This window comes from Holospora undulata HU1 (assembly GCF_000388175.3).
Taxonomy (GTDB): Bacteria; Pseudomonadota; Alphaproteobacteria; order Holosporales; family Holosporaceae; genus Holospora; species Holospora undulata_A.
The window spans coordinates 1-8,174 of record NZ_ARPM03000074.1 but is presented as its reverse complement, the minus strand read 5'-3'; the positions used below and the strand labels follow the sequence as shown (position 1 = coordinate 8,174).

The 8,174-nt window shown below is 36.0% G+C and carries 10 protein-coding genes; 4 read left to right on the top strand and 6 right to left on the bottom strand.

What is annotated here, in order from left to right; all coding sequences use genetic code 11:
- Positions 1-153 precede the first annotated feature (153 nt).
- The 3 genes from K737_RS01355 to K737_RS09890 all read right to left on the bottom strand — a co-directional run bounded on the left by K737_RS01355 (position 154) and on the right by K737_RS09890 (position 1,617).
- Positions 154-900 (bottom strand): JAB domain-containing protein, encoded by a 747-nt coding sequence (locus K737_RS01355; protein ID WP_006297123.1) that lies wholly within the window; start codon positions 898-900, stop codon positions 154-156.
- 380 nt (positions 901-1,280) lie between these two features.
- Positions 1,281-1,361, bottom strand: coding sequence for a transposase (locus tag K737_RS11760; RefSeq protein WP_407636439.1), 81 nt, complete (start codon positions 1,359-1,361; stop codon positions 1,281-1,283).
- Positions 1,362-1,479: 118 nt separating this feature from the next.
- A complete protein-coding gene (locus tag K737_RS09890) occupies positions 1,480-1,617 on the bottom strand; it encodes a hypothetical protein (protein ID WP_023492219.1) in 138 nt (45 codons plus the stop codon).
- 1,095 nt (positions 1,618-2,712) lie between these two features.
- On the opposite strand from K737_RS09890, the gene K737_RS10325 reads away from it, so the two are divergent.
- Complete coding sequence (locus K737_RS10325) at positions 2,713-2,880, top strand: hypothetical protein (RefSeq protein WP_006304318.1); 168 nt, start codon at positions 2,713-2,715, stop codon at positions 2,878-2,880.
- Positions 2,881-3,362: 482 nt separating this feature from the next.
- Here K737_RS10325 and K737_RS10925 read toward each other — a convergent pair whose 3' ends face one another.
- A complete protein-coding gene (locus tag K737_RS10925; RefSeq protein WP_235075654.1) occupies positions 3,363-3,809 on the bottom strand; it encodes a hypothetical protein in 447 nt (148 codons plus the stop codon).
- A 277-nt stretch (positions 3,810-4,086) separates the two neighbouring features.
- Here K737_RS10925 and K737_RS06690 point away from each other — a divergent pair, with 277 nt between their 5' ends.
- The 3 genes from K737_RS06690 to ruvB are packed head-to-tail and all read left to right on the top strand — an operon-like array spanning position 4,087 to position 6,677.
- The gene (locus K737_RS06690; protein ID WP_023492221.1) at positions 4,087-4,635 is read left to right on the top strand and encodes a CDP-alcohol phosphatidyltransferase family protein; all 549 of its coding nucleotides are present in this window, start codon (positions 4,087-4,089) and stop codon (positions 4,633-4,635) included.
- Entirely contained in the window at positions 4,632-5,684 is a 1,053-nt protein-coding gene (locus K737_RS01335) for an AI-2E family transporter (protein WP_006304314.1), read from the top strand. The genes K737_RS06690 and K737_RS01335 overlap by 4 nt, the downstream gene beginning before the upstream one ends.
- Positions 5,685-6,677: a Holliday junction branch migration DNA helicase RuvB gene (ruvB, locus tag K737_RS01330; RefSeq protein WP_006304313.1), complete on the top strand. Its 993-nt coding sequence runs from the start codon at positions 5,685-5,687 to the stop codon at positions 6,675-6,677. It begins immediately after the preceding gene.
- Between the two features lie 343 nt (positions 6,678-7,020).
- Here ruvB and K737_RS10430 read toward each other — a convergent pair whose 3' ends face one another.
- Positions 7,021-7,215 (bottom strand): hypothetical protein, encoded by a 195-nt coding sequence (locus K737_RS10430; RefSeq protein WP_023492223.1) that lies wholly within the window; start codon positions 7,213-7,215, stop codon positions 7,021-7,023.
- The gene (locus K737_RS08745; RefSeq protein WP_235075655.1) at positions 7,166-7,414 is read right to left on the bottom strand and encodes a hypothetical protein; all 249 of its coding nucleotides are present in this window, start codon (positions 7,412-7,414) and stop codon (positions 7,166-7,168) included. The genes K737_RS10430 and K737_RS08745 overlap by 50 nt, the downstream gene beginning before the upstream one ends.
- Positions 7,415-8,174: the final 760 nt, after the last annotated feature.

Sequence of the window (8,174 nt, the reverse complement as noted above, 5' to 3'; positions counted from 1 at the left end):
TGAAGAGGGGGACAATATACTAAATTTCAATGCTCTATTTGATGCTATTTCGTGGTTCTTTAAAATATCTAATTCAACCTAGATTACTATATAATTAAAGAAAAACAATGTATTGTTCCAAGATCTAATATTGGGAAGGATTTTGGAAGGATTTTATTCTTCTCTAGCGGCGGCTTTTTCTTGGTGTTCTGAGGTATTGTGAAGGCTAATAGGAGAGTTCCCTAGATACCCTTCTTCTCGAAAAGAAAAAGCAGCATATTTTCCTATAATAATATGATCCAAAATACGAACTTGAAAAGGAAGCAATGCCGCTTCTAGTGCTCTGGTGAGTTCTATATCTGCTTTAGAAGGATATGGATCTCCGGAAGGATGATTATGGATTAAGACAATGTTTGAAACATTCAGTTCCAAACAGCGCCCCATTAAAGTTCTAGGGTATAAGGCAACTTCGTCTAATGTGCCTGTTTGTAGAGTTTCCTCTTGAATCAATTCGTATTTTTTATTTAAAAAGAATATGCGAAATTCTTCCTTAGGCAAGTGCCCCATAGAAAGATAAGCGTAGTCAATAACCTTATCGATATTGTTTAATACGGGAGCTTGACGAATCTCCCTAATCAAAATACGACGAAAAAGCTCATGAAAGCACACTATACCCCAGTGGCTGAAAAGCTCTGACCTAAAGAACACTCCCCATAAAGAGCGATGAAGTTCTAAAAGCTTTTTTGCGAAAGGTTTGGTGTCTTTTCGCGGATATAACAACCCCAAAAATAGCTCTAAAAGCTCATAATCCGGTAAAGCTTGGGGAGCTTTTAAAAAGCGCTCTTTTAACCGTTGGCGATGCCCAAGATATAATGGCTTTTCTTTTTTCAAAGTGTGTTGGGAGTGGGTATCAGATTCCATAGAAAAGAAGAGAGTGAATTCCCGAGTACGAGAAAATTATCTCGTTTTTTTAAAGAAACGTAAATAGATGAAGTGTTTACCTTAAATTTGAGCTTTCTCTACAACACATGGAAGAACTTTTATTTTCAAAGATTTTTAAAAAATAGTGGGGAATAGGGAAAAGATAAAGCAAACAACTAAAAATAGAAAAACAAATCTTATTGTAGCAAATCCAAAATTTCTAAGTTTTTTTGGTGTTGTGTATACATAAATAAGCTAAATTCGGAAGAGTAAAAAACATACTTTACACCTGGATAAATAATTTTTTGAAAGTAAAGTAATTTAGGTTGAATTAGACATTTTAAAGAAGCACGAAATAGCGTCAAATAGAGTATTGAAATTTAGTATATTGTCCACCTCTTCATATTATCCCAGAATTTCTCTATTGGATTCAAATCACAAGAGTAAGGAGGTAGAAAAATTATACTGCATTTTACAGATTATTTATGAAAAGAGACATTGTCCATAATAACACCTTGACGAAGCTTTAGTTCATTGATCAGAAATTTTTCTACCCAAGTCCGTTAAACACCATTGGTGTTATCGGCGTGTTATTAACCAAACCGGCAATGCTATTTGTTCTTTGATACTATTTTCCACTCCTTTTGCCAACCAACTTTTCACTTTTTCTGCCCAAGTTTCTGTCTTTGCACATATCCATATCAATGCTGCTTTCATTACTATATAACAAGACTTGGATACGATATATATTTGATCGATTGTTTATACTGACTTCTCTTTTATTTGTTTTCTTCCACGCACGAAAAATATTTTTTTTAAGCTATAGCCTAATCTTTTTAACCAGTAACTGAGTGTACCCCAAATTCTTGAGCGGCTTTTTTCAATGTCATATCTTGGGTTTCTTTGACGTACTCTTCAAGCTTTCCTAAAGTTCAATCTTTTTTTCTGAGCCAAGCACGCCTATTAGGAAAATAACAGCTTTTTTGTCTGTATTTTCTATTCCATTTTTCTATGCCATTTTTCTATTCCACATGCCTATTGCTGATACACTTATTTTGCGATGCTTCAATATATCTGCTCCCCTCATCTAAATATTCTATTCCCCTTTGTCTTAAATCGTTGCTGTGGCTCTTTGTCATTTTCCTGTTATTTTAACAAAAAAATTACACCCAATTCAACCTAAACTACTATAACAAACCAGTGTGTGACACCATAGTCATTTAGCCTGAAGAAACCTCATAAAGTTAATCAAATGTATTAATTTGGCATTTAATCCATCGTTTCATATTGGCCCAGAATTTTTAAATTGGATTTAGATCGGGGGAATAAGGAGGTAAAAAAATTACTTCACACCCACCAGATCCAATTTCGGTGAAAGGCAGCAGTGTCCATACTCCCCCCTGACCTGACTTCAGATTCTTTATTAAAAATAGTTCCCCCCAAGTTTCGAATGCCTTCGTAGTACAATAACCATTAAAGGCCTGGAGGTGTAGAAGAAGAATTATCCAAGCGATTTAAAAGAGAGAGTGGGAAGTAATAAAGCATCATTTTGACAGCGACAATAAAAGCAAATACAACAAAAAATGGGGGGGTAATGCAGTAGTTTATATAATCAAGAGCAGTTGTTAATGGACGGTACATTCGTTTTATAGACCATGTAGGATTAAGGAGGTATGGGAAAAAGTGATGCATGAACTTGTTAAGCCAAGCCGAATTAAGTATGAAAGGAGTGAGAATCCCAGATATAGCATCATTCACAAAGTGTTAAAACAAGTGTTAAACCCACAGGAGTCTCAGAAAAAATAGGTATAGATGGGGGGGAAAAAGATACGTAAACGGCATAGTGGTGTTGATAGTCAAGGCAATCTGCTCCATATCACGGTTCATAAGGCCAATGACACAGGTGCTGGGTGCAGAGTTTTTAAGGAAGCGGTGCAAAAATATCCTACATTAAAGGAAGTGTGTGTAGATGCTGGATAGAAACCCCATGGAGGAATTTGTGAGAACTCTATTGAATAAAACTATAGCACTCTCAGAGCGTATCTCTCAAGGATAAGCTATACTTCCAAAGCGTTGGATTGTCGAAAAAACATTTGCATGGCTAAATCCTTTTCGAAGGGTATCTAAAAATTATGAAATTGCCATAGCGACTGCTAAAAACATGAGTATGATAGCCCATTCCATGATCCTATTAAGAATGTTAGCTAAATCATGAATACAGGTTATAAAGCCTAGTCAAGGTGTTACTATGGATAATTCCTCTTTTCATAAATCCAAGAGAAGTAGAGAATGAATAGCAATCTGTAAAATGCAGTATAATTTTTCTACCTCCTTACTCTTCTGATTTGAATCCTATATAGAAATTTTGGGATAATATGAAGAGGTGGACAATATACTAAATTTCAATGCTCTATTCGACGCTATTTCGTGGTTCCTTAAAATATCTAATTCAAACTAAATTACTATATAATATGGAAACCTAAATGATAGTTTCCGAAGAGGTCTAATATGTGTCGAACAAACTCTTCGAGCGTTTTACGATAACCAGAAACTGGGCATACGCCTTTAAGCGATGGATATTTTACACCTGCCTCATCAAATGCCTTACATCCCGCAACAGTGTGAACCTTCACATGAAAAATATGTCCTTGGGTATCCGTGACGCTATGGCGTTTACGCTCTTTGACCGTTTTTTCCTCATCAATCCCTTGATTTACAGCTTTGTCCGTTGTTTTTGCACTTTTTAAGTTAATTAGACCGCAGGTCGGATTGGCATTTCGTCCATTGTTTATCCGGATTTTTTCCACAAGATCCCTTATCATTTTCTTCCGATTCCGCTTTGTCTTTCTTGCATGTAAAACCTGTATACTCTTTTCCATGGAAGAATGTTTTTGCGGCCAAAGCATCACTAACAGCCCGTCTTTATAAGATAAAACACCCCGTTAGTAAGCGCCTTCTTACGTTTTTTACCATAATCCCCTGTATCAAATGAGATTTTATTATCTCGGATAGGGCATGTTATTTACTTCCTAACCAAGCTTTTTATCAGATTGTGAAGACAGGTTCTAAGTAATTTTAATGTTTTTTAAAAAATTAAAATTCCTAAAAATAAATACTAAGATACAGAAATTTATTTTTTTAACGAAATCTCGTATAGTATAAGTTGTGGAAGTCACATTTTTGTTAATGGTAAAAAAAATTTTAAAAAAAGCTTGGGGACCTAATTTTTTAACAGGACTTCGGTGTTTTTTGGGATTGTGGATGGGAATTCGGTTGCAATATCACCTTGATTGGACCTTGATGGTTGTTTTTTCCTGCATTATGTTAACTGACGTTTTAGACGGGTGGTGGGCAAGATCCTATAAAATTACCTCAACATTAGGAACAATCTTAGATCCTTTGGCAGATAAGATTATGATCATGAGTGTAATATTTGGGCTAGTAAAGCGTACTGTTTTACCGAAGTGGTTTTTTTACTTAACATTAGTAAAAGAAGTTACCTTAATAATTGGCAGTTTGTATGGTGCAAAATCCTATAAGCATTTCCCCCTAAAGGCAATACTCTGGGGAAAAATCGCAATGTTTAGTCAGTGTGTTTTAATTTTATTGGCAATGAGTCGTATTCTTTATCCATGGCACCATATAGGGTATGATGTGTATCTTTGGATTGTAACACTTACCATGAGTATTGCCTGGTTGATTTACGTATTTCGGGCTAAAGGGCATTTGCTATGACGAAATTTGAAACAAGATGTCTAAGTATATGTTTTTTATTAAGCGTAACTGCAATATTTTATTGGAGTTTTGGAGCATTGATTCCTTTTATCGTAGGATTTGTGTGGGCGTATTTATGGCGTCCTTTAATCTTGAAGGCTCAAAATCACAATATTTCTCCTGGAATTAGTGCTTTTTGCATTACTTTTTTTACATATTGCATTCTGGGAACAACGTGCATAGTATTAATTCCTTCTGTCAAGCATCTTTTAATTTTTTTATTTCAGAATTTATCCGTAGGAAAAGAAGAAATTTTAAGCATGATTTCTTCTACTTTAAAAAAAATGCACATTCCATCCCAAAACGGGTATTGGATAGAACGCACCCTAGAAGATGGACTTTCTATCACTACAACTAAACTAAAAGAAATTATGTTTTATGTTCTTCAAAGTGGATGGACTGTAGCAAAAGTCTTGACAATCATTGCTATGGCGCCATTCTTAAGCTTTTATATCATGAAAGATTGGGGAGCATTCATAAAAGCTTTAACCACTTGCATTCCCATTCCTTATCGAAAAGAAGTATTAAAAGGAATAGAAAGTATTCACTTAACCTTTTCTGCATATTTAAGAGGGCAAGCACTAGTATGCATAAGTTTGTGTGGATATTATGGAATTGCTCTTAAATACTCTGGATTACAATTTGGATGGCTTATTGGAGTTCTTATTGGGGTCTTTTCTTTTATTCCTTATGTCAGCGTATTTTTAGGAATTTGCGTATCTTTTTTGATCGCACTTTTAACATCTGCCTCTGTTAGTCTTAAAATATTAGGTGTAATTTTTGTTTTAGGATACGGCCTAGAAGCATTATTTTTAACACCGTTTCTTATTGGAAAACGTATTGGGGTACATCCCATTATTGTGCTGCTTGCTATTTTTTCTTTAGGCCATAGCATTGGATTTGTTGGAGTCCTTCTTTCGGCTCCATTAACAGCTATAGTTGTAGCGTTTTTGAGGTTAATAAGAGAGTATTATCTAAAAAGCACGTTATATCAAGGAAGGGAAAGATAGATGACAAGAGATTCCACATTAATGCCTGAACAAAATGCTTTAGACTTTTCTTTAAGGCCGAGTTCTTTTTCCGGATTTATCGGACAAACACAATGTATTGAAAATTTAAAAATTTTCTTAAAAGCAGCTAAGCATAGAAAGGAATCCTTAGATCATGTGTTGTTACATGGTCCCCCTGGTCTTGGAAAAACGACATTAGCGCATTTGATTGCAAAAGATTGCGAAAGTCAACTAAAAATAACTTCAGCTCCTGTGTTGACCAAAACTGGTGATTTGGCGGCGTTGTTAACTGGATTACAAAAGCAAGATGTTTTATTTATTGATGAAATTCATCGGCTTCCCGTTGCCTTGGAAGAAGCGCTTTACAGTGCTATGGAAGATCGACGGCTGGATATTATTTTAGGAGACGGACCACATGCTCAATCTATGCGCCTTTCTTTAGAGCCTTTTACGCTTATTGGCGCAACGACCCGAATAGGAATGCTAAGCTCTCCATTAAAAGACCGTTTTGGAATAACGCTGGCTTTAAGATTTTATACGATACCGGAAATGCAAGCCATTATTTTTCAAGGAGCAAAAACCCTAAACATGTTCCTTACTGAAGAAGCCATGCACGCAATTGCGTTACGTTCCAGAGAAACTCCCCGAATAGGATTGCGATTATTACGACGGATTCGAGACTTTTCAGACGCCTGGAATGTTTCTCTTATTGATGAACCTTTAGTATTAAAGGCGCTAAGCGCCCTTGGCATTAATGTATTGGGACTAGACGTTTTGGATCAACGATATTTATTTGCATTAGGAAGTCTGTTTCAGGGGGGGCCTGTCGGAATTGAAACGTTATCTGCAACTCTTAATGAAACAAAAGACACCTTAGAGGACGTTGTTGAGCCGTATCTTCTACAAAGAGCACTTATTCAACGCACACCTCGAGGACGCATTCTTACTGAACTAGGCCGGGAAGCACTTTCTTTGTGCAAATTTTCTGAGTAATTTTAGAAAGCAAGAGAGTTGTCTTGAGCACAATCTGCTATTGTCCCTTTTGTAATAAAAGCCAGGAGCAATAAAGTCCGGACTGGAACACCCTGCTGCACATCCAAGACCAGATACAGCTTTGTATTGAACTATCTGTTGTGCGACCTATCTCTTGATTGCTACCTCAAGCACATTAAAGATGAGTCTTACAATAGACTAGTTGAAGTTCTTCTTATATATTTGGCTTAGGCCAATTTTTTCTCAATAGGATTAAGATCAGGGGAATAATGAGGCAAAAAAAGTAAACTATGGCATCTTTTGCATAGATTTCCCTTTATGGAAAGTGGAATTATTCATAAAACTACCGCTTTCTTTTGGAAGGTTTGGTAGCACCCAATCCCCTTTGTAAGCCAGATATGCACCCAATTGCAATTGTCATTTTCCAATTAAAGCGCCTAGGGAATTCGTTCCCCCAGTCACAAGAGCCATAACACCGCTTGCCTTTATCAATAGTGCCCATGCGTTCTTGGTATATCATGAGCAAAACCACTTTCATCACTATAACCTATCTGCTTATCTTCCTTTTTCAATTCTTCAATTTTTTGGCAAAACATAGACCTTCTCTGGATCGGGTGATTAAGAGTTTTTTTATATGTCTCTCCTAAACGGTGTTTTGCATATCTTATACCAGAAGCGCTGACTTCTAAACTCTTAGCCCTTTCGTAGCACCTGTCTGGAAATTCTTCTGTATCTATTCTTAATTTCTCTTTGTCTAATTTTGTCCATGGGTTATTCCTTTTGTTGACTCCTTCAAGAGTTTTGCTTCATCTTACTACTTCTGATTTACATATGCAAAATCTAGCGATTACTTTTTCAAATTATACCTCGTGCTTTGTTTTTATTTTTAATACTTTTTTCGAAAATCTAATGAATATGTCATAACTTTTATTATATTTATTACATAAGTATAACTCTATTCAGCTTCATGGTCATATTTTTTTTATGATGTTTAGCTATATTTTCATGACAGATTTTGTGTGTTTTTTAAAAAAAAAGCGCTTTAATGTTTTTGGATTTTTTAGCGCCACTGCCTTACACGAAGATATAGTGTCGAAAAACAAAAGTTATAAAGGTATTTTTTAAAGGAGAATTTTGTATAACCTGTCTTCACAGTTAAGCCAACCGACCAATCAGTAGCATTGAATGGGGGATCATAACGCTGCGTTCCGCCGATTGACCCCCTTCATAATCCTTGGCTAATCGCCTAAAATGATTCAGTCAAGCAAATGCTCTCTCTATCCCTTATCTTTTCGCTAAAATTGCCCAGCCCGGCGTAATACGTGCAAAAATCTCTACGGTCTTCTTCAATAGACCTCTTGCAAACGCTATCACTATAGCTGCCAGATTACCAAATCAAACTGAAAGTGTTGGACTAATGCGTTGAAAGTTGTCATTGGCGCGCTCGACAAGATCTATGGCGATGTTGTCCCAGGTTTGGTCGAAAAAATGCAGCAT